The organism is Photobacterium rosenbergii, from assembly GCF_033022775.1.
Taxonomy (GTDB): Bacteria; Pseudomonadota; Gammaproteobacteria; order Enterobacterales; family Vibrionaceae; genus Photobacterium; species Photobacterium rosenbergii_A.
Genome location: NZ_JAWJZI010000007.1, coordinates 94,976 through 115,648 on the forward strand (window position 1 = coordinate 94,976; position 20,673 = coordinate 115,648).

Consider the following 20,673-nt stretch of genomic DNA (forward strand, 5'->3'; position numbering starts at 1 on the left):
GAGCAGACTGTAAATCTGCCGGCTCCGCCTTCGATGGTTCGAATCCGTCCCCCTCCACCATCATTACTGAAAACGGCAATAGCGGTTTTCTGGCTGAAAAAGCCAACACAAATTGCAACACCCCGTGGAGGGGTTCCCGAGTGGCCAAAGGGAGCAGACTGTAAATCTGCCGGCTCCGCCTTCGATGGTTCGAATCCGTCCCCCTCCACCATCATTACTGAAAACGGCACTAGCGGTTTTCTGGCTGAAAAAGCCAATACAAATTGCAACACCCCGTGGAGGGGTTCCCGAGTGGCCAAAGGGAGCAGACTGTAAATCTGCCGGCTCCGCCTTCGATGGTTCGAATCCGTCCCCCTCCACCATCATTCCAAGCCAGTAGCGCAAGCTGCTGGCTTTTTTCATATCCGTTATCTATGCTTTCCGAAGCAGCATCCACACCTCCAATAGTTTCAAAATTTTACTTTCAAATCACAAACCTGACTGACTTATTTGGCGTTGTGGCTTATGTATGCCTATGATTCAATCAGTAGCATATGGTTTGGGATAAGGAAATGCCAAATAATCAAAGCCAGTCAAAGATCCAACCAATGCCCCTGCACGCAGTGAAAGCCCTAATTGTCGACGACCAGCGCCTCGCGGCGACTATGCTCAAGTCTATTTTGATGCAAATTGGCCTTACCCATGTAGATACCGCACTCAATTTCCAGCAAGCACAAAAACATTGTGAGCTTAACGCCTTTGATCTCCTGCTCATCGACTACCACCTTGATGGCCCACTCACCGGCACCGAATTGATCAATCTTATGCGCCGCAAAAAACTGTTAACCCCCTATTGCGGCATTATTATGATATCTGGCGATCATTCTGCCGAAGTCATCCTCACCAGCATGTCGGTAGAGCCAGACAATTTCATGGCTAAGCCAATCACTGTCGAAATAGTAAAAGCCAAATTAACCGACACCATGCATGAGTGTGCGCTACGAACGCCAGTCTACAAAGCCATCATTAATCAAGACAGGAAAAAAGCAATTACCCTGTGCAAAAAACAGCTGCTGCATACCGGCTATCACCATAAGCTAGAGTGCTTGTTATTAGATTTATTGATTGAGGACGGGCAATGGCTCCAAGCTGAAAAGTACGCCAATATATTGAAGAAGCGCCACCCTTCCCCGAAGCTAAGCCTGATCCTTGCAAAAATCCTCCAACACAATAACCAACTCAAGGCAGCGATTCATTTGCTGGAATGCCAGCTCCAGCAATCACCACTACACATCGAGTTATATGACTATCTGGCTATCTTCCAAGAGCAAGACAAAGCCTACTATGATGCGCTGGAATCCGCGCAAAAAGCGCTGAAACTCACCCCCAGCATTAGCCACCGGGCTCTCAAAGTTGCCCAGCTAGCGGCCGATCTCGATCGTAATGATCAGGTCATTAAAGCGGGGAGTAGCCTTGCCAACCACCTGCCGATCATTGATGTCGACTGGATTATCTGCCTGGCTGAATACATGGCGATTTTCGAGCAGTTGTATTTCACCCAAACCTCACTGGCCAATCGCCAGCGGCTCAAAATAGAGCTGCAACGAATCAACAATAGGGCTCACTCAAGAGTAATGGCTGCCCAGAAGCCATTTTTGACCACGTATAGCCATATTGTGATGAGCCGCCTGCTGTTGGGTAACGCACAACCATTGAAAGCTAAACGAAGGATGCTATTGGGGCTATCCCAGTTCTTCGATAAAATACCTAAACTGCCATCCGTTGTTATCGCTGACACCCTGCCGCTATTGGTTCATTTCGGCGAAACCCAGCTGATCCGTACTTGCATACAAGCAATAGAAAAACGCAACCGCTTCGATGGCCACAGCCAAAACCGGCTAAACGATATCAAGCAGCAGACCCACCTTGCCGAGCGGATCAAGCAACTTGAAACCCAATTGAAAGAGGCCTTCGGGATACTGCAAACTTCGCCGCAACAAGCCTTTGTCCGCTATCAAAATATCGTCCATGAATACCCGCTTTGCAGCGAAGCAAATTTGGGTTACCTACAATGTATGCTGGAGCTCAACGCGGGTAGCGAAGCAGAAGTTAAGAACAGCCTGAAGGCTATCAGCTCGATGCCACTGCCCGGCAACTTGGAGAACTGGCGCAAACAAGTACTTGAAGACATGACCAGCATGAAGGCTTCTCCACATCAACACAAAGTGGCCCTTACCTACAAAAAACAAACCCAGCGTTTTCTCGAAGCTGAAAACACTGGGTAGGTATGGCTGTAATGCTCGAGCTAGCTTAGCTTTTCGCGGCCATGTGGGGTAAGTAAATCCAGCTCAGGCCCTTTTGGCACAACACCTGTTGGGTTGATCATATCGTGGCTGAAGTAGTAATGGCGTTTGATATGGTACATGTCGACAGTTTCAGCCACTGCCGGATACTGGTAGAGCTCTTTGAGGTACCCCTGAATATGGGGGTAGTCAGCAATGCGCTTGAGGTTACACTTGAAGTGGCCAACATACACCGCATCAAAACGTACCAGCGTCGTAAATAGGCGCCAATCTGCTTCTGTCAGTGTATTTCCAACCAAATAACGGCTGGTCGCCAAATGGTCATCCAGCTTATCTAGTGCATTGAAAAGATTATCAAAAGCCTCTTCATAGGCCTCTTGCGTCGTTGCGAAACCGCAGCGGTATACCCCATTGTTGATGTTGGGATAAATAAACTCATTCCATTGTTCAATCTCTTGGCTAAGCGCCGCTGGGTAGAAATCTTGCTCATCGCCCGAGATACCGTCAAAGGCACCATTGAACATCCGGATGATCTCGGACGATTCATTGCTGACAATCGTTTCGGTTTGCTTGTCCCAAAGTACCGGTACGGTTACCCGGCCGGTGTAGTCGGCTTTCGCTTTGGTATAGATTTGATGCAGGCACTCAAAACCATACAAAGGTTCAGGTTGTGCGAACTCCCAGCCTTTGCTGCGCATATCTGGGCTAACAACGGTAACATCAATGTAAGGAGCTAAGCCTTTCAGCGCACGGAAAATCAAGGTGCGGTGCGCCCACGGGCAAGCCAGCGAGACATAAAGATGATAACGGCCTGATTCTGCCTTGAAGCCGGTTTCGCCGTTCGGCCCGGCACTGCCGTCGGCAGTAAGCCAGTTTCTGAATCCCGCATCTTCACGGACAAACTGCCCCTTGTTGCTCTCGGTGTCATACCAGACATCGTGCCACACACCCTTTACCAACTTCCCCATCAGCCGCTCCTCGCTTTAACCTTCATTGCACCTTCAATCACTATGCCTCGATTATAGGAAGCGGCTGGCAAGAAGTCTGTCGGCTCAAACCGAACAAGATCATCAAGTTCCTTGAACAACTTCAACCACAAGCTATTTCCGGATGAATTTGTTGTAGACAAACAACAGAATCAGGGCACCAAATGTTGCCGTCACCAAGCTGCCGAAATTCACCCCGGTCGCCGCACCAAGGCCAATGAATGAACCGACCCAGCCGCCAACAAAAGCGCCGGCAATACCCAGCCCCATTGTCGCTATCCAACCACCACCATCATCCCCGGGCATCAACCACTTCGCCAATGCGCCTGCAATCAAACCCAATATGATCCACGAAATAAATCCCATGCTTACCCTCGCTATCTGTCAATTGGAAAGTACCTGATTGAGCTTAGTCAATGTCGTTTGATATAGACAAAGAAAGCAATGTACCCAAGTCACTTCAAGCGGCAGAACGCACCTTATTGCACTAATCTTAATAGCCATATGGCTTAATCTTCTAAAGCCTTCCCAACCTGAGGACGATGTATATGTTAAACAAACTGACGATTGGCCTTTTTTTACTTTTGGCATCACTGCTAACCGGGTGTGGCGATACCGCACCACCGCCTCCAGCACCTGAAACGGAAGAGAGTGCCGACGCCATGGATGCCACTGAAGGTTCAGACGTTCCAGCGGAGTCAGAAAACGAAGAAGATAAAATGGATGACGAGTCAGCAGAACCAGAAGCAGAAGAAACCGATGATGATAGCTACTAGCTAGCCACTTCATCTCTCCCAAAGGTTAAATTGTTCACTATAACCTTTGGGAGACTCATCAAGTAATCCCAACCTTTCCCTGCAACAAATCTACTTGTCACACATCCTCCAGCCATTTTTCAAAAAATGATGGTAACATCGATGAATTACAGCAGGTTTTGCCAAAGAAGCCTTTACCATCAAGGACACCAAAATCAATGAAAGTCATCTCGTTCAACATCAACGGCCTTCGTGCTCGCCTTCACCAATTGCAAGCTTTGATCGACAAACACCAGCCAGATGTCATTGGCCTTCAGGAAATCAAAGTTCATGACGAAGCTTTCCCTATCGAAGATGTCGAAGCCATGGGCTACAAGGTATACCACCATGGTCAGAAAGCCCACTATGGTGTTGCCATGCTGTGCAAACAAGAGCCGGTTGAAGTACGCAAAGGCTTTCCGACCGATGACGAAGAGGCCCAGCGCCGGATGATCATGGCCACCTTCGAGCAGGAAGATGGTCGCAAGGTCACGGTACTTAACGGCTATTTCCCGCAGGGTGACAACATCAGCCATGAAACCAAGTTCCCGGCCAAAGAGAAGTTCTATGCCGACCTGATGACCTACCTCAACGATCACCACAATAACGGCGAAGAGGTGATTGTGATGGGTGATATCAACATCAGCCCAATTGATCTGGATATCGGTATCGGCCCGGCCAATGCCAAGCGCTGGCTGAAAACCGGCAAGTGTTCGTTCCAGCCTATCGAGCGCGAATGGCTCAAGACATTGATAGATTGGGGCTTTGTCGATACCTTCCGCCAGCTTCATCCTGACGTTGACGACAAGTTCTCGTGGTTCGACTACCGCTCGAAAGGCTTTGTCGACAACCGCGGCCTGCGCATTGACGTGGTGCTGGCTACGCCTTCACTGGCTGAGCGCTGTATCGAAGCCGGTATCGACTACGAGCTACGCGGTATCGAAAAGCCGTCTGACCACGCCCCTATTTGGTCGACCTTCAAATAAGGCCAAGCAGGCAAGTTAACGAGTGAGAGGGAGTCCGCTCCCCCTCACTGGAATACATTGCACACGTTGACTCACAAGGAAAGAAGATGAAACTGTTTGTATTTGATCACTGCCCATTCTGCATCAAAGCCATGATGGTCGCAGGCCTGAAAAAGGCTGACATCGAGCTGGTCTACCTGCAAAACCATGATGTGGATGCCCGCATCGACAAGGTCGGGGCCAACCTGGTGCCTATTCTGCAAAAAGAAGACGGCAGCTACATGGCTGAAAGCTTGGATATCGCCGCCTATATCGATGCGCTTGAGGGTAACCCAGTTCTGGCAACCGGCAGCAACGACGACAACATCAGCGCGTGGGCTGATATCGCCCGCCCTTACAGCAGCCGCTTGCTCTACCCGCGCTGGATGAAAGTCGACTTGCCGGAGTTCCGGTGCCAAGAAGCCAAGGCGTGGTTTAGCAAGAACAAAACCGCAATGATCGAGCAGGACTTCGACGATGCCTTCAGCAAGTCAGAAGAGTACCTGATAGAGCTCAATGCCACTTTCGACAAGCTAACCTGGTTGCAGTTACCGTCTGAGCGTAACAATGTGTTGAGCTACGACGATGTCAACCTGTTCCCATCACTGCGCAACCTGACTGTGGTAAAAGGCGTGAAGTTCCCTGCCCGTATCCGTCAGTACATCGACCAAGTGGCAGCACTGACCTCAATATCGCTCTACGACGATATCGCAGTATAAACATCAGCTTTTACTGATAGCGCATAAAAGAAGCCCAGCCAATTGGCTGGGCTTTCGCTTATCCATTAAAGCTTTGCACTCAATCTCTACGACAGTGGCCGCATGTGCCTCATCCAGCGCCCCTCAAGCTTACGGAAGCCCCACAGGATGATAAATGTCAGAGCCATATAGAACATCCCCGCGAACAGGTAAGACTCGAACGGTGCATAGTAGCGGGAATTGACAATCTTCGCCGCCCCGGTGAGATCAACAATGGTCACGATACCGGCCACTGCCGAGCCATGAAGCATGAAGATCACCTCGTTACTGTAGGCCGGCAACGCACGTCGCAGTGAGCTAGGCAGAATAATACGGCGGAATGCCTGCGCCGGGCTCATGCCATACGCTTTAGCCGCTTCTATCTCGCCTTTCGGCATACTGTTGATAGAACCACGGACAATCTCTGCGGTATAGGCGGCAGTATTGAGCACAAAGGCCACCAAGGCACAGAACCATGCTTCTTGCCAAAGCGTTCCTTGTACAACAATCACCTGGCTCAAGCCGTAATAAATCAGGTACAACTGGATCAGCAACGGGGTACCGCGGAAAAAGTAGATAAATGCCCACGCCGGCCCATATACCACTGGCATCTTGCTGTTACGGGCAATACCGATAGGAATGGCGATCACCAAGCCAATCACCAGCGCAGCGGCAACCAACCACACCGTGGTATAAAAGCCCTGCCAATAAATCGGCCACGAGTCGGCCAGAATACTGAAGTCCATAGCTACCTCGTGTGAATACTGAATTTACGCTCCGCCCACTTGAGACCCGAGGTCGAGAGCGAAGTGAAAAGAAGGAAAATAACCGCGACCGCCATATAGAAGGTAAATGGCATCTGGGTTGTACCGGCCGCCAGCGCGCCTTTGCGCACCATATCATCAAGGCCAATCACGGAAACCAGTGCGGTGGTTTTGAGCAATACCAGCCAGTTATTTCCGAAGCCCGGTAAGGCATGGCGGATCATCTGCGGCAACAGGATGCGGCGAAAAGAAAGGAAGCTACTCATTCCATAGGCCTTGCCCGCTTCGAGTTCGCCTTTATCAACAGCGAGGATCGCACCACGGAAGGTCTCGGCCATATAGGCACCGAAGATAAACCCAATGGTTAAGATACCGGCAATAAACGGACTGATCTCAACATAGTCCGGTAAATAAGCGGTCCACTCATGATTGGGATCGGATGAAGTGAAATACTCGTTCAGAAACTCGTTGATCCGGTAGAGGCTGTCGTTGAGCAGCATCTGCCCACCGAAAAATATCAGCATCATCAGAACCAGATCCGGAATACCGCGGATCACCGTGGTATAGAAGGTGGCGATAGCCCTTGCCCAGCGATACGGTGATAGCTTAGCCAACGCGCCCAGCATACCCAATATCATCGCCAGCACCAATGATAACAGAGCGACCTGCAGGGTGATCCATGCCCCTTCCACCAGTGACCACTCATAACCTTTCAAATCAATCAAAAGGAAGCTCCTTCTTACTGCTTAGGAGAGTGATCCCAAAGGAAAATCCCTTTGGGATCACAGCAAAGTTTCTACTGATTACTCACCGTAAACATCGTAAGCAAAGTACTTAGAAGCAATTTGCTGGTAGATACCTTTCTCGCGAAGTGACTTGATAGCTTCATCAAGCTGCTTGGTCAGATCTTTGTCTTGCTTGCGAACTGCGATACCCATACCTTCACCAAACCATTTCGGATCCGTTAGCGACGGGCCGATAAACTCATAGTCATCACCACCAGGTTTGTTGATCAAGCCTTCTTCCAGCGCAGAAGCATCACCCAAGACAGTAGCAATACGGCCAGCTTTCAGATCAAGGTAGGCATCATCAAACGAGCCGTAACGAACAATCTCAACCGCTCCGCCATAGTTATCTGTCAGGTATTTATCATGGGTAGTTGCACGCTGAACCCCCACTTTAACGCCTTTCAAACCTTCTTTGGTGAAGTCAAGCTCAGTGCCTTTCTTGGCAACAAACTTGTTTGGAATCTGTGCGTATTTACCCGTGAAATCAACACGCTTCTTACGCTCTTCGGTAATAGACATAGCAGCGATAATGGCATCGTACTTACGCGCTAGTAGCGATGGGATAATACCGTCCCAGTCCTGGGCAACGATCTGGCACTTAGCATCCAGCTCTTTACACAATGCATTGGCCATATCCACATCAAAACCACGAAGCTCACCGTTTGGCTCCGTCCAGCTAAATGGAGGATAAGCTCCCTCAATACCAAAACGCACGGTCTTCCACTCTTTGGCCTGTACGGCTGTGGTACCCAAAGCTGTTACAACGGCTGCTGCCAAAATCCATTTTTTCATTGTTTACTCCTGCTGTACTTTTTAGTCTGTTGTTTGCATGTCATTGTCGATCCTTCCCTCACTGACTCCCCATCCCCAAACAGGTCGTCATGGATCGCTGGTTTGCTAAATAAATCGTTAATATATCGATGAGATAAATTGCTGGAGACGCTCTGACTCCGGGTTGGAGAACAGCTTGGCCGGATCGCCCTGCTCTTCCACTTTCCCCTGATGCAAGAACATCACCTGATTGGACACATCACGGGCAAAGGCCATTTCATGAGTCACCACCAACATGGTCCTGCCTTCTTGTGCCAAATCCTGCATTACCCCCAGCACCTCTCCCACCAACTCTGGGTCAAGGGCCGACGTCGGTTCATCGAACAGCATCACTTCAGGGTCTACCGCCAAAGCACGGGCAATGGCAGCACGCTGCTGCTGTCCACCGGACAGGTGACCAGGGTAGTAGTTGCGACGTTCATACAAGCCGACTTTTTTCAGTAATGCTTCACCACGCTCTATCGCCTCCGCTTTCGGTACACCGAGTACATGGACGGGTGCCTCAATGACATTGCCGAGCACTGTCATATGCGACCACAGATTGAAACCTTGGAAGACCATCGCTAGGCGTGAACGAATGCGCTGTACTTGTTTTTCATCAACCGGAAGAAATTCTCCCTGTCGATTATTTTTCATTTTAATCAGTTCACCGTTGACCCAGATTTCGCCCTGAGTCGGTGTTTCAAGTAGGTTGATACAACGCAGAAAAGTACTCTTCCCTGAACCGGACGAGCCAATAATTGAAATTACATCACCACGGTGGGCCGTTAACGATATGCCTTTTAAGACTTCGTTCTGACCAAAAGACTTATGCAAATCCCTTACATCAAGCGCCACTTCACCTGCCATGTGCGCCAACTCCTGTTACTCCGTGAATTACCAATATCCCTTCACTGCATTTTTCAATGGTGGGATTCAACGTGCCCAAAAGAGCAAAAGATTGCCTGTTTTGCGAACACTTTTATCGACGGTATCACTAGAAATAAAATTTGGCAACATTTCATTAACCAGCACAAGAGAAGAATATCCAGTCATGTTTTAAGAATAAAACATCAATATAGCGACTTTTCACCTACATTGAACTATTTGCCTGCTTGGGGTAATTTAAGGGAGAAAATATATAGTCGGATGAAATATGTCTGTTAAATCAATAATTACAATAAATTCAACATTATTAATGCAGCGTGCAACTTGCGTGTTACTGCTTGTTTTTAGCACGTTTTATCCGTTTAGCTATGCATTTGCCTCCCAGCCACAATCTGTAACAATTCTCACCGTTGTACCCGAGTATAAAGATGCGGTAACCGCCAACTTTAATCCTTTTTCAAAAGGCAGCATGCCTACAACGCATGAATTCATATTTGAACCCTTGGTGATCTTCAATACGCTGCAGAACAACAAGCCGGAATACCGCCTAGCGACTCACTACCAACTCGACAAGGATTTAATGGGGATCAGTTTTTCGCTTCGGGAAGGGGTACGCTGGTCGGATGGAAAACCATTCAGCGCCGATGACGTGATTTTCTCTTTCTCTATCGCGCTTAAATATCCAGAACTTGACTCACATGGCATTGGACAATGGGTTGAGTCTGTCGAAAAACGTAACAAAAATGAGGTCTATTTCAGGCTCAAGAAGCCCAATGCCCTGGTTGCCTACACCTTGGTATTGCTTCCTATTGTGCCTAAACACCAATGGCAGTCAGTCGAAGATTTCGCGCATTTCACCAACTCTACCCCTATCGGCACCGGACCTTTTACCGAAATCAAAGAGCTGGACGAGAACGGCTACCTGCAATGTGCCAACCCGGTATACTGGCAAGCAGATAAACGCCATATCGACTGCCTGCGCTATCCCAAAGTCACGACCAACGACGATTTTATCTCACGTATCTCCAAAGGTGAGTTCGACTGGACCGGCAGCTTTATTCCCGATATAGAGCGCCACTACGCCTCTTACTCGCCCGATTTCAAATACTGGCTACCACCCGCCAGCAATGTCAGCCTGATGTTCAACTTCAAGGCCGCCGATCCGGCGATTCGAGAGGTGTTCAACAAGGTGGAGTTCCGCCGTGCCATCTCGATGACGCTTCAACGCCAAATGCTGATCGATATTGCGGCTTTCGGTCAAGGTGAACCTTCCCGTTACGCATCGGGCATGAGCGGACGCTTCCGCTCGTGGGCTGATCCGAGAATCACCGAGAAATACCTCCCCTATTTGACTTACAATCCGATGCTGGCGCAGGACTTGCTCGACAGTATTGGTGTTATCGATAGCAACGGGAACGGGTGGCGCGACTTACCCGACGGCGCACCGTTAGCACTCACTATCATCACCCCCAACGGTTGGTCTGATTTCAATACCACTGCCCAGTTAATCAGTGAAATGCTGCTTTGGGTTGGTATAAAAGTCACGCCAATCCAAGCACACTTCCAACAGTTCAACGAGCAGCTTGCCCATGCGGACTATCAGTTGGCTATTACTAACTACCCGCAAGGGCCGACTCCCTTCAAATATTTTGATATGGCGTTCAATAGCACCTACCAGGCATCCCATTACCCGCGCTATGCGATGCATTACTACCAAAATCCACAGGTCGATAAGTTGTTGACGCAATTTCCAATTGCCGAAACCAACCAGCAGCGCCAGCAGATCATCCGTGAACTCAACCAAATCATCGCCAGCCAACAAGTGACAGTTCCGCTTTATAACACGGTTGAATTCTATCAATACAACACCAGCCGCTTCGAAGGGTGGTTTAACAAGGACAACCCGGTCGCCAGCCCGCTAATTTGGCCACAGGCTCCTGAGCGCCTACTGCATGTGCTCGCCCTCCGACCTAAAAAGCAGACCGCTGATACCGAGTAAGGGATAACCAACCCAATAAAAAAAGCGAGCCATCTGGCTCGCTTTCATCATGACAGAACAGCTTTTTCGAACTGTTTTCTAATTGTTCCCGTTTAGCCGATTAGGCCATCGCGGCACCTGCGAACAGCAATACCACTGTCACAACCAGCACTATCACCACAAACGGCATCACCCATTTCAGGAAGCGCTCATACGGGATTTTCGCCAACGCCAAACCGGCAACCAGATGGCCCGCCGTTGGGGCGAAGATGTTGATCCAGCCACTAGCTGACTGGTATGCGGTGATAATCAAATCGCGGCCGATACCCGAGAAGTCAGCCAGCGGAGCCATCAGCGGCATAGACACCGTTGCCAAACCTGAAGTCGATGGAATAAAGAAGCTCAGCACAATGTGTACCAGGTAAGTCACCACGACGAAAACACCGGAAGACAGGCCGGTTACGACACCTTCAGCCCAGTTCAGGATAGTATCGATGATCACACCGTTATCCATCACGACATAGATACCACGTGCAACAGCAACCACCAATGCAACACCAATCAGATCCTTGGCCCCTTCAATGAAGGTCTTGATGAATTCACCTTCGTGCATGCGGTTGATCACCGCAATCAAAATTGCCGATGCCAAAAACAGGGTTGATAGCTCATCGAACCACCACCATAGCGTTGGAATCGCGGTAATGCCCATGTCTTCCCATGGGATCACACCGTAAATCATCACCAGGAATGCACCGAAGAAGATCCCCATGGTCCATTTCTGCTTGGTGGTGAACTCGCCGGTATCTTCATTGACATGGGAGAACTCATCATCAAACTCGATATCCGCCAGCACGGAATTGGCTTTGTCGGCTTTGACTTTCGAGGCGTAACGCATCACATACCAAGAAGCCAGTACGATCAAGATAGCCAGCTGGATAACACGCAGCACGATACCATCACCGATAGGCAGCCCAGCAAAACCAGACGCAATCCCGGTGGCAAATGGGTTAACGGTTGAAGCAAGTACCCCGACACCAGAACCCAGCAGGATAATACCCGCAGCCACCATACGGTCGTAGCCCGCCACCGCCATTACCGGCAGGATCACCGCCCAGAAGGCGACGGTTTCTTCCGCCATCCCGTAAGTCGAACCACCCAGTGCAAACAAGGTGATCAACACCGGGATCATCATCTGCTCACGGCCACGGAACTTGCGTACAATCGCCGCCACACCGGAATCCATGGCACCAGTACGCATGGTAACAGCAAGGAAACCACCGATAACCAATACGAACAGCGCCACATCAACCGCTTTGTGGAAACCTTTGATCGGTGCCATCAAGACATCAATCACACCCTGAGGCGAGGACTCCAGCTCCTGATAAGTACCAGGAATAGGAAGCAACCGCTCACCGCCGTCGTAGTCCAGCACTTCAGCCGCCGGGATCACCACATCGGTGCCATTGACCAAATAATCATACTTACCCGCCGGCATGATCCAGGTCAGCAAGGCAACAAGGGCAATAATGGAAAAAAGAATGGTATAAACAGTCGGCATTTTGAAAGATCGTTTCATTTTGCCAGCCTCTGTAGTCGTGGTCATAGCTCTACTCCCTGCAGCTGATAAATCGCGTTGGCATACACATTCATTGCTTTAAGCATGTCATCAATAATCAAATATTCATTCGGCATGTGCTCGACTTTATCGCGGCCGGGGAAAATCGCCCCATAAGCGACACAGTTCGGAATTGCACGGGCATACGTCGCCCCACCGGATGTCATCGGCTCGCTGTCCATATCCCCGCTGATTTCTTGATAGGCACGCATCAGGGTTTGGATCACCGGGCTTTCTGCAGGCATATACAAGGAAGGTAGCACATCAAATTCCTCGTAGCGTAAACCGTACTGCTCGGCGACAGCCTGAATATCGTTATCAAAGTCCGCTTTCTCGAAGGTGACCGGTACCCGGATATCTATCCCGAGTTTGCTGGACTGCTCGCTAACCTCTAGTTGGGCAACGTTGAAAGTCAACCGTCCACTGACATCCTCTACCGGACCAAAAATCTGTTTGGCATTGGCATCTTCGCCCACCTGCTCGGCAACAAACTTGATCGCAGGATGGGTCACACCGATCCCGCTCAGCGCCAGGCATAAACGGGCAATCGCATTGACCCCTTTGATATCACTGGCTGCGGAATGGGCTGCTTTACCAAATACCGTGACCTCGGCATCTTCGGCAGTGAAGTCATAGCCTAATTCATCCAGTTTGGCCGCCAACTCTTCCCACAGTGGGCCTTCGTATTTCGCCACCTCAGGCACTGCATTGAGTGCCCCGCCACAATCTAGCGCCAACAAGCCATCGCCCGGCCCATGGAGCCAGGATTGGATCAGCATTTTTTCAGCGTGAATAAGCGGGAAGGCAGAGTCTGGTGTGAAGCCGCAGCTTGGGACTTCTTCTTTTTCCAGGTAGCGGTCAATACAGCGCCATAAAGTTTCTTCGTCGGTACCGAAGATAAAGCGGATACGCTTGTTGAGTACCACGCCGCTATCGAGCAAGGCTTTGACCGCAAAAATGGCGGCTAAAGTTGGCCCTTTGTCATCTTGGGTTCCGCGGCCATACAGTCGCCCATCACGGACTTCAGGAATAAACGGGTCTGAATGCCACGCTGATAACTCCCCGGTTGGCACCACATCCAGGTGGCCCAATACACCGACCATTTGTTCACCATCACCGATTTCGGCATAGCCGTAATACCCTTCGTGATCCTTATAGATGGCAAACCCCAAATCGTGGCATAGCCGCAATGTCTCATCCAGGCAATCGTCAATCGGTTTGCCGAACGGCTTACCGCTATCATCTTCCTGGTAGACACTGGGAATAGCCACCAAACGCTTCACTGCGGCAATATAGTCATCACGCAGCGCGTCGATATTTGATGCTATTGTTGCTTTCATCGTATCCCTCTTTGGCTTCAGCTACTTTTAGCTGCATACGCGAACGCACACCAACAAAAGTAGTGAATTTATCATTTAAATCAGAATTATTAGTTAATTAGATCTCATCTGACCAATCTATTCTGCTACAAGCCAAAGGGAATAAATGTGATTACTTTCACTGCTCGTCCTCACAAGGTGGGACTGCGGTCAAAATCTCGACAAAATATTCCAGAGGTGATGGACATTATTGATATCTGTCACATTTAGGCATCCGCTGTATTATTGGTTATACTTCGCGCCAATCCCCTCCTGTCATGTGACGAGATCGATAATGAAAACCTTTATTCCCGGCAAAGACACCGCGCTGGAAGACACCCTCGAGCGGTTCCAAACACAGCTCCAAGCGTTTGGCTTCAATCTCAATATTGAAAATGCCTCATGGTATAACCCGATCCCTAATGTCTGGTCTGTGCAGTTTCCTGAAGCCGATGCCCCGATGAACACCATCACCGGCAAGGGAGCATCGCAAAACGCCGCGCTGGCCTCGGCACTGGGCCAGCTCCTTGCAGGGTTGGCAACCAATGACTTCTATGCCAACCGCTACCTTGGTGAAGCTATCGCCAACGGCGAGTTTGTCCACTACCCAAATGAAAAATGGTTCCCGATCGATCTTGAGGAAAACTTGCCACCAGAGATGATCCTGGATGAGCGCCTGACCCAGTATTACGACCCAACCCTAGAGCTGCTGGGCACAGATCTGGTAGATCTGCAATCAAGCAATATGGCACGCGGGATCTGCACCCTGCCTTTCGAGCGCCAGAGCGATGGCGAAACAATCGACATGCCGGTCAATATCATTAGCAACCTTTATGCTGCCAATGGTATCGCTGCGGGCAATAGCCGATTTGAAGCGCGTACCCACGCCCTGTGCGAGATCATCGAGCGCCATATCAAAAACCGCATATTGGCCAAGCAAGTTGGTTTACCTGCCATTCCCGAGCCGGTGCTGAGCCAGTTTACCCCGGTTACAGAATCAATGAATGCGCTTGAAGCGCTTGGCTTTAACGTCAATGGCTACGATGCCTCCCTTGGCGGTAAATACCCAGTGGTATGCGTGGCAATCACTCACCAAGACAGCAGCGTCGGCTTTGCTTCCTTCTCAGCCCACCCCCGCTTTGATGTGGCACTTGAACGCGCTATCGCAGGACTTGTTAAAGACTACAGCCTTGATGGGCTTAAAGCCTTACTGGCCTCGGTATCTGCCAGCGAAGTAACGCATGAGCACGTTGAAACAGAAAATGACTGGGGTGCATCAACGTGCCTTCTTTCCCCGGCTCTGCTTCAGGCGACTTCTGAACAAGCGTTTGTACAGTGGGACTTCAAAGGGACTTCCGAGGAAAGCTTTGAGCATTTGATGAGTCTTTTAAACACTGAAGGAGCCGATGCCTACATTGCCGATTACACGCACCTGGGTGTGGAATGCTGCCGCATCATCGTTCCGGGTTGGTCGGAAGTCTGTCCGGTGGAAGATCTCATCGAAGCCAACAACAATGTGGCATTGGAACTGCGTGAAGTGTTGCTGGCACTGCCAGGCATCGAGTGGGATGCAGAGCAATATGCCGAGATGTTCCACATTGTCGAAGAAGAGTTCGATGACGAAGCACTTCTGCCTACCCTGCTCGGTATGGAGGCACAGCCGGGAGATGCATGGCAAACCCTGCGTATCGGTGAACTCAAGTGCCTAATTGCCCTGGCGGGCGGCGATCTCGAACTGGCTCAAGACTTTGCCAAATGGAGTGTGGCATTCAATGCCTCAGTTTACAGTACTGAGCGCCTTGGCTTCTTCCGCTGCTTGGTCGCAAGCTTGGACTTGGCGCTTGAGGGAGAACGCGATCCAGCTGAGTGCAAAGCCAGCTTTGAGCAAGCTTTTGGGGCTGACACTGTCGCAGCCGCTTGGGGCTCAATCGAGGGCAACGTTCGCTTCCACGGCCTTACCGCAGGCGATATGACAATGGGCCAATTCCCTGCCCACCAGGAGCTGCTGCGCTCATACTTAAAACTGCAGGTCGCGAAACAGCAAAACTAAGCTATCTTTATCATGGCATCGCCCAGGCAATCTCATAGGTAGTTTGGGCGATTTTTGTACTTTGGTTACATCCCACGGACACAACTCCATTCAAAAATAGTTGAATGCATTATACAAATACCTTTTAACGCCCTGCTACTTTTTGGGTAACACCCCTGTGGCACGCACAAGACACACCACAATAAAATAACCACAACAAAAACAATGAAATAAAAAACAAAACAAGACACAGATCACATTTCACAAATTTACTTTAGTTATAAAGTTTCTTTCATATTTCGCAACAACTGCTCTTTGCACTCAATTTTTTTTGGTTATTTTCTTACAATTTTTTAGTGAGAGTGATCGAGATCAATTCCATTTAAGTGGACAAGCGGTACACTGCAGCCAAATTTGGTGAAATTAAATTACACTTAACAACTGCTTGGCTTAAATTCGTATGAATTGCAGATATGTTGAGGAAGTTTCAACCAACATATAAATAAAAAATTACTTTAAATGTAGAACGAGGCACTTATGTCATCACAGGAAAGAAGTTATCAGGAGCTGCACCGCCCTGCATCTGACTTCGCTAGTCGCTCAGACTATCTTGATCATGAGCTGAAAATCATGAAGCCACGCCGCTGGAAGCTTAACCTTCCTGGCCGTGACTTCCGTTTTGAGCTTGAAGATTTGGTTCCAGCACTAGCGGGTACGATTGCCATTATCGCGATGTACTCATCAGTTGCTATGTCATGGGCTGATGGCCTGACAGCCGCTTGGGATCACGTTGAGCTGGGCAAAACCTTCGCTATCGAAGTGGCCCGTGTAGAAATGCTCATCCCAGCCCTTCTTTTCTGTATTCTTGCCTCGGGCTTCTTTAACCCACGCGCCAACCTAGCGGGTAACCACGGTCCAATGATCCCGTTGATCGGTACCATTGCCCTGGCAGGTGCTCACCCACTGGCACTGGCTATCCTGATTGGTGTATTCGGCCTATTGCTGAGTTACTTCAAAGGGGGCTCGAAACTGGTCAACCTCACCAGTGAGGGTGTGGCCGGCGGTCTGCTTATCTTCCTCGGCTTTACCGGGGCAATGAGCCAGATCGGTGACATTCAGTCTTGGGCTGTGGGTCTTGAAAGTGCTGACGTAGCAAAAGGTAGCTTGGGCTACATCGGCTTGGTGGTTCTGGCGGTAAATATCATTCTTTATGCTTACCTTGCCAAAGTAAACAAGCGTTGGTTGGCGATTCCTGCTTGTGCAGTAACCGGTTTATTGGTTTCCCTTGCACTGGGTGCGGGCTTTGACCTAGTATTCGAAACCGAAACGGGTTTGCCTAACCTAAACCCAGTGTACTGGTGGGGTAGCACAGAGCAAGGTTGGATGCTTGGCCTTCCTGGTGTTGAGCATTTCATTGCTTCTCTACCGTTCGCGATTCTTGCAGTAGCAATGTGGTCGCCAGACTTCCTGGGTCACCGTATCTTCCAGGAGCTGAACTACCCGAAAGGGACTGACCGCGTTCTGATGGACGTTGATGACACCATGACAACGTGTTCGCTTCGCCAGATGGTAGGTACGGCGGTTGGTGGTTGTAACATCACATCATCTTGGGGTACTTACATTATCCCAGCGGGTATTGCCAAGCGTCCGATTCCAGCGGGTGCGATCCTACTCGGTACTTTCTGTATCATCGTAGCGATCCTTGGCTTCCCGATGGACGTAGCAGTATGGCCACCAGTAATGCGTATCGCACTGCTTGTAGGTGTATTCCTACCGCTTCTTGAAGCGGGTGTGCAGATGGTGAAAGACACCAAAGATTCACAAGCTGCTGGTATCTGTGTATTCGCAGCCATCGTTGCTAACCCAGTTCTCGCTTGGGCACTGACCATGCTGCTGGATAACAACGGCCTGATCGGCAACAAAGAGCGTGCCGCTAAGCTGTCAAAGATGGACAAAATCATCATTCCAGCTGGCGCACTGATCATCTGTTTTGTTGCGATGCTGGCAGTAGGTATGCTTGAAGGCCAGTACGGCATTCCAGCACTACTGTAAGGAAAATTGAGGGCAGTGCGTGCACTGCCCTATCAATGAGTGCCGTTAGCACTAATACGAATAATCAAAACATCACTATCCTGACACGTTTTTTGGTTATCCGTATTATTGTTTATATAAAGTGTACTGTTCACCGTTTGGTGAGGCTGGCTCAACAGTCACCGCAGTACGTGTTTTTTCTACTAAAAAGGTAGGTATGTCATGGCAGAGCAATTTGCTAAAGCTTGGGAAGGGTTCGCTGAAGGCGAATGGCAGAACGAAGTAAACGTTCGCGACTTTATCCAGAAAAACTACACTCCATATGAGGGTGATGAGTCTTTCCTAGTTACTGAAGGTACTGAGGCAACTAACAAGCTTTGGGATCAGGTAATGGAAGGTATCAAGCAGGAAAACAGCACTCACGCTCCTGTTGATTTCGATACTTCTCTTATCTCTACCATCACTGCTCACGACGCAGGTTACATCAACAAAGATCTAGAGACTATCGTTGGTCTTCAGACTGAAGCTCCGCTTAAGCGTGCCATCATGCCTAACGGCGGCGTGCGCATGATCGAAGGTTCTTGTAAAGCTTACGGCCGTACTCTAGACCCACAGGTTTCTAAAATCTACTCTGAGTACCGTAAAACGCACAACCAAGGCGTTTTCGACGTTTACTCTCCAGACATCCTTAAATGTCGTAAATCTGGTGTTCTAACTGGTCTTCCAGATGCATACGGCCGTGGTCGTATCATCGGTGACTACCGTCGTGTTGCACTGTACGGTATCGACTTCCTAATGAAGGAAAAAGTTGCTCAGTTCCACTCTACTCAAGAGAAACTAGAGTCTGGCGAAGATCTGCAGATGACTATGCAGCTTCGTGAAGAGCTTCAAGAGCAGCACCGTGCACTAGGTCAGATGAAAGAAATGGCAGCTAAGTACGGCTTCGACATTTCTAACCCAGCAACTGACGCGAAAGAAGCTATCCAGTGGCTATACTTCGGCTACCTAGCAGCTGTTAAATCTCAGAACGGCGCGGCAATGTCTCTAGGCCGTACGTCTACTTTCCTAGATATCTACGTTGAGCGTGATATCGCGGCAGGTAAGATCACTGAGGTTGAAGCTCAGGAAATGATCGACCACTTCGTAATGAAACTACGTATGGTTCGTTTCCTACGTACTCCTGAGTACGATGAGCTATTCTCTGGCGACCCAATCTGGGCAACAGAATCTATGGGTGGTATGGGTGTTGACGGTCGTACGCTAGTTACGCGTACTAACTTCCGTTTCCTAAACACGCTATACACTATGGGTCCTTCTCCAGAGCCGAACATCACTGTTCTATGGTCTGAGCAGCTACCTGACGGCTTCAAGCGTTTCTGTGCGAAAGTATCTATCGATACTTCTTCTATCCAGTACGAAAACGACGACCTAATGCGTCCTGACTTCAACAACGATGACTACGCTATCGCTTGTTGTGTATCGCCAATGGTTATCGGTAAGCACATGCAGTTCTTCGGTGCTCGTGCAAACCTTGCTAAGACTCTTCTATACGTTATCAACGGCGGTGTGGACGAGAAGCTTAAGCTACAGGTTGGTCCTAAGACTGAGCCAATGATGGACGAAGTACTAGACTTCGACAAAGTTTACGCTGGCCTAGACAGCTTCATGGACTGGCTAGCTAAGCAGTACGTGACTGCACTGAACGCAATCCACTACTCTCACGACAAGTACAGCTACGAAGCAGCGCTTATGGCTCTACATGACCGTGACGTTCGCCGTACTATGGCTTGTGGTATCGCTGGTCTTTCTGTTGCAGCTGACTCACTAGCGGCTATCAAGTACGCTAAAGTTAAGCCAGTACGTGACGAAGACAACATCGCAATCGACTTCGAAATCGAAGGCGACTATCCGAAGTTCGGTAACAACGACGCTCGCGTTGATGACATCGCTTGTGAGCTTGTTACTAGCTTCATGAACAAGATCCGTAAGCTTAAGACTTACCGTGACGCGATTCCTACTCAGTCTATCCTGACTATCACTTCAAACGTGGTATACGGTAAGAAGACGGGTAACACGCCTGACGGTCGTCAAGCAGGTGCGCCATTCGCACCAGGTGCTAACCCAATGCACGGCCGTGACGAGAAAGGTGCGGTAGCGTCTCTAACTTCAGTTGGTAAATTACCATTTGCTGATGCGAAAGACGGTATCTCTTACACCTTCTCTATCGTACCTAACGCACTAGGTAAAGAGCAGGATACTCAGCGTTCTAACCTTGCAGGCCTAATGGATGGTTACTTCCACCACGAAGCTGGCATCGAAGGTGGTCAGCACCTGAACGTGAACGTTCTTAACCGCGAAACGCTAGAAGACGCAGTTAAGCACCCAGAGAAGTACCCTCAGCTAACTATCCGTGTATCTGGTTACGCTGTACGCTTTAACTCTCTAACTGCTGAACAGCAGAAAGACGTTATCGCTCGTACTTTCACTGAGTCTCTATAATCTAGAGTCTTAGTAAGCCATTGCTGTCACAGGCAATGAGCAGATAAGCCGGCCTTCATAGGTCGGCTTTTTTTATTTCAGCCCTAACCGATACCACACCGCCCACCGCC

Annotated in this window: 16 protein-coding genes and 2 tRNA genes; 10 read left to right on the plus strand and 8 right to left on the minus strand. The window is 49.5% G+C overall.

From position 1 onward, the window contains the following. Positions 1–126 precede the first annotated feature (126 nt). The 3 genes from R2X38_RS17195 (at position 127) to R2X38_RS17205 (ending at position 2,264) form a co-directional block, all read left to right on the plus strand. Positions 127–211 (plus strand) — tRNA-Tyr (locus tag R2X38_RS17195). A gap of 66 nt (positions 212–277) precedes the next feature. Then, positions 278–362 (plus strand) — tRNA-Tyr (locus R2X38_RS17200). Between the two features lie 189 nt (positions 363–551). Further along, the gene (locus tag R2X38_RS17205; protein ID WP_317523555.1) at positions 552–2,264 is read left to right on the plus strand and encodes a response regulator; all 1,713 of its coding nucleotides are present in this window, start codon (positions 552–554) and stop codon (positions 2,262–2,264) included. Between the two features lie 20 nt (positions 2,265–2,284). Here the strand turns inward: R2X38_RS17205 and R2X38_RS17210 are convergent, their stop codons facing one another. Together R2X38_RS17210 and R2X38_RS17215 are read right to left on the minus strand one after the other, a co-directional pair. Then, positions 2,285–3,250, minus strand: coding sequence for a glutathione S-transferase family protein (locus tag R2X38_RS17210; RefSeq protein ID WP_317523556.1), 966 nt, complete (start codon positions 3,248–3,250; stop codon positions 2,285–2,287). 132 nt (positions 3,251–3,382) lie between these two features. Continuing rightward, positions 3,383–3,634 (minus strand): GlsB/YeaQ/YmgE family stress response membrane protein, encoded by a 252-nt coding sequence (locus tag R2X38_RS17215; protein WP_317523557.1) that lies wholly within the window; start codon positions 3,632–3,634, stop codon positions 3,383–3,385. A gap of 182 nt (positions 3,635–3,816) precedes the next feature. Between R2X38_RS17215 and R2X38_RS17220 the strand changes: the two genes are divergently transcribed. From R2X38_RS17220 to grxB, 3 genes are all read left to right on the plus strand, one after another. Continuing rightward, complete coding sequence (locus R2X38_RS17220; RefSeq protein WP_317523558.1) at positions 3,817–4,044, plus strand: hypothetical protein; 228 nt, start codon at positions 3,817–3,819, stop codon at positions 4,042–4,044. Positions 4,045–4,241: 197 nt separating this feature from the next. After that, positions 4,242–5,048 carry an exodeoxyribonuclease III gene (xthA, locus tag R2X38_RS17225; protein ID WP_317523559.1) on the plus strand — a complete coding sequence of 269 codons (807 nt, stop codon included), beginning with the start codon at positions 4,242–4,244 and terminating at the stop codon, positions 5,046–5,048. Between the two features lie 86 nt (positions 5,049–5,134). Then, positions 5,135–5,785, plus strand: a complete 651-nt coding sequence (grxB, locus tag R2X38_RS17230) for a glutaredoxin 2 (RefSeq protein ID WP_317523561.1) — start codon at positions 5,135–5,137, stop codon at positions 5,783–5,785. Positions 5,786–5,871: 86 nt separating this feature from the next. Here grxB and R2X38_RS17235 read toward each other — a convergent pair whose 3' ends face one another. The 4 genes from R2X38_RS17235 to R2X38_RS17250 all read right to left on the minus strand — a co-directional run bounded on the left by R2X38_RS17235 (position 5,872) and on the right by R2X38_RS17250 (position 9,035). Further along, a complete protein-coding gene (locus tag R2X38_RS17235; RefSeq protein ID WP_317523562.1) occupies positions 5,872–6,549 on the minus strand; it encodes an ABC transporter permease in 678 nt (225 codons plus the stop codon). 2 nt (positions 6,550–6,551) lie between these two features. Continuing rightward, on the minus strand, positions 6,552–7,292 hold the full coding sequence (locus R2X38_RS17240; RefSeq protein ID WP_044622712.1) for an ABC transporter permease: 741 nt from the start codon (positions 7,290–7,292) through the stop codon (positions 6,552–6,554). Between the two features lie 78 nt (positions 7,293–7,370). Further along, a complete protein-coding gene (locus R2X38_RS17245; RefSeq protein ID WP_317523563.1) occupies positions 7,371–8,147 on the minus strand; it encodes an ABC transporter substrate-binding protein in 777 nt (258 codons plus the stop codon). A gap of 117 nt (positions 8,148–8,264) precedes the next feature. Then, on the minus strand, positions 8,265–9,035 hold the full coding sequence (locus R2X38_RS17250; protein ID WP_107301326.1) for an ABC transporter ATP-binding protein: 771 nt from the start codon (positions 9,033–9,035) through the stop codon (positions 8,265–8,267). Between the two features lie 487 nt (positions 9,036–9,522). Here R2X38_RS17250 and R2X38_RS17255 point away from each other — a divergent pair, with 487 nt between their 5' ends. Further along, complete coding sequence (locus tag R2X38_RS17255; RefSeq protein ID WP_317523564.1) at positions 9,523–11,052, plus strand: ABC transporter substrate-binding protein; 1,530 nt, start codon at positions 9,523–9,525, stop codon at positions 11,050–11,052. A gap of 100 nt (positions 11,053–11,152) precedes the next feature. Here R2X38_RS17255 and R2X38_RS17260 read toward each other — a convergent pair whose 3' ends face one another. Next, complete coding sequence (locus R2X38_RS17260; RefSeq protein ID WP_317523565.1) at positions 11,153–12,634, minus strand: YfcC family protein; 1,482 nt, start codon at positions 12,632–12,634, stop codon at positions 11,153–11,155. After that, positions 12,631–13,986, minus strand: a complete 1,356-nt coding sequence (locus tag R2X38_RS17265; protein WP_317523566.1) for a M20 family metallopeptidase — start codon at positions 13,984–13,986, stop codon at positions 12,631–12,633. The genes R2X38_RS17260 and R2X38_RS17265 overlap by 4 nt, the downstream gene beginning before the upstream one ends. Before the next feature lie 313 nt (positions 13,987–14,299). Here R2X38_RS17265 and R2X38_RS17270 point away from each other — a divergent pair, with 313 nt between their 5' ends. From R2X38_RS17270 to pflB, 3 genes are all read left to right on the plus strand, one after another. Beyond that, positions 14,300–16,054 (plus strand): YcaO-like family protein, encoded by a 1,755-nt coding sequence (locus tag R2X38_RS17270; RefSeq protein WP_317523567.1) that lies wholly within the window; start codon positions 14,300–14,302, stop codon positions 16,052–16,054. Between the two features lie 516 nt (positions 16,055–16,570). After that, positions 16,571–18,085 carry a DUF3360 family protein gene (locus R2X38_RS17275; RefSeq protein WP_317523568.1) on the plus strand — a complete coding sequence of 505 codons (1,515 nt, stop codon included), beginning with the start codon at positions 16,571–16,573 and terminating at the stop codon, positions 18,083–18,085. A 201-nt stretch (positions 18,086–18,286) separates the two neighbouring features. Next, entirely contained in the window at positions 18,287–20,563 is a 2,277-nt protein-coding gene (gene pflB, locus R2X38_RS17280; protein WP_317523569.1) for a formate C-acetyltransferase, read from the plus strand. Positions 20,564–20,673 lie beyond the last annotated feature (110 nt).

Coding starts and splice junctions, on each gene's coding strand:
- R2X38_RS17205 (WP_317523555.1), top strand. CDS start 552: ATGCCAAATAATCAAAGCCAGTCAAAGATCCAACCAATGCCCCTGCAC.
- R2X38_RS17210 (WP_317523556.1), bottom strand. CDS start 3,250: ATGGGGAAGTTGGTAAAGGGTGTGTGGCACGATGTCTGGTATGACACC.
- R2X38_RS17215 (WP_317523557.1), bottom strand. CDS start 3,634: ATGGGATTTATTTCGTGGATCATATTGGGTTTGATTGCAGGCGCATTG.
- R2X38_RS17220 (WP_317523558.1), top strand. CDS start 3,817: ATGTTAAACAAACTGACGATTGGCCTTTTTTTACTTTTGGCATCACTG.
- xthA (WP_317523559.1), top strand. CDS start 4,242: ATGAAAGTCATCTCGTTCAACATCAACGGCCTTCGTGCTCGCCTTCAC.
- grxB (WP_317523561.1), top strand. CDS start 5,135: ATGAAACTGTTTGTATTTGATCACTGCCCATTCTGCATCAAAGCCATG.
- R2X38_RS17235 (WP_317523562.1), bottom strand. CDS start 6,549: ATGGACTTCAGTATTCTGGCCGACTCGTGGCCGATTTATTGGCAGGGC.
- R2X38_RS17245 (WP_317523563.1), bottom strand. CDS start 8,147: ATGAAAAAATGGATTTTGGCAGCAGCCGTTGTAACAGCTTTGGGTACC.
- R2X38_RS17250 (WP_107301326.1), bottom strand. CDS start 9,035: ATGGCAGGTGAAGTGGCGCTTGATGTAAGGGATTTGCATAAGTCTTTT.
- R2X38_RS17255 (WP_317523564.1), top strand. CDS start 9,523: ATGCCTACAACGCATGAATTCATATTTGAACCCTTGGTGATCTTCAAT.
- R2X38_RS17260 (WP_317523565.1), bottom strand. CDS start 12,634: ATGACCACGACTACAGAGGCTGGCAAAATGAAACGATCTTTCAAAATG.
- R2X38_RS17265 (WP_317523566.1), bottom strand. CDS start 13,986: ATGAAAGCAACAATAGCATCAAATATCGACGCGCTGCGTGATGACTAT.
- R2X38_RS17270 (WP_317523567.1), top strand. CDS start 14,300: ATGAAAACCTTTATTCCCGGCAAAGACACCGCGCTGGAAGACACCCTC.
- R2X38_RS17275 (WP_317523568.1), top strand. CDS start 16,571: ATGTCATCACAGGAAAGAAGTTATCAGGAGCTGCACCGCCCTGCATCT.
- pflB (WP_317523569.1), top strand. CDS start 18,287: ATGGCAGAGCAATTTGCTAAAGCTTGGGAAGGGTTCGCTGAAGGCGAA.